Source organism: Oleiphilus sp. HI0079, assembly GCF_001635105.1.
The window spans coordinates 1-619 of record NZ_LWFT01000161.1; the positions used below are offsets into that span (position 1 = coordinate 1).

Here is a 619-nt window from a genome sequence, read left to right on the forward strand (position 1 = left end):
CTCACAACGTATGCAGAGCTCTTTCACGGCGTTTTCGTCAGAGGGTTTTACTTTTCCATTTCCCAGATCCTGCCAAAAACGTTTGAAGTGCGACTCTAGACTCTTATCTAAACGCATTGTGCTGACAAACTCTTGTTTGCTCGCGTCCAGCTCACCCTGAGCGAATGCCGTATACGCAAGTACCGCTTTCCGCTCTGCTTCACTCCACTTATTGATGACTTGCTGAAAGCCTAGTCCCTTCAATTGCACCTTCACTTGCGCGATGAGCTTGTCGTATTGATCGTAAAGGCGGGCTTTCTCTTTTGCAGGGAGGTCACCAAGTTGCTTGATCTCTTTTCGTAACTGCGCGAGTGCAGATTCTGCATCAGCTGTTTCACTGAAAGGCTCTTTCACCAGTTCTTTCGCAGCGTCGAGCGCTGATCGAGCAGCGTTACGCTGCTCTTTCTCTGCATCTTTTGCCTTATTGCGTTCTTCGTCTCGACGTTCAAAAATTGCATCGCAAGATTTACGGAATGCTTTCCACAAAGCGCGATCTTTCTTGTGCTCTGTAATGCCCACTTGTTGCCATTCGTTCTGTAAGGTTTTGGCGCCTTGCATGGCGGCGTTCAAATCGTCGCTC

At 48.6% G+C, this 619-nt stretch carries 1 protein-coding gene; it reads right to left on the reverse strand.

Annotated elements, in window-relative coordinates:
* Positions 1-619, reverse strand: a 619-nt coding sequence (locus tag A3750_RS02430; protein WP_156498322.1) for a DUF349 domain-containing protein, incomplete at both ends; no start/stop codon positions are given.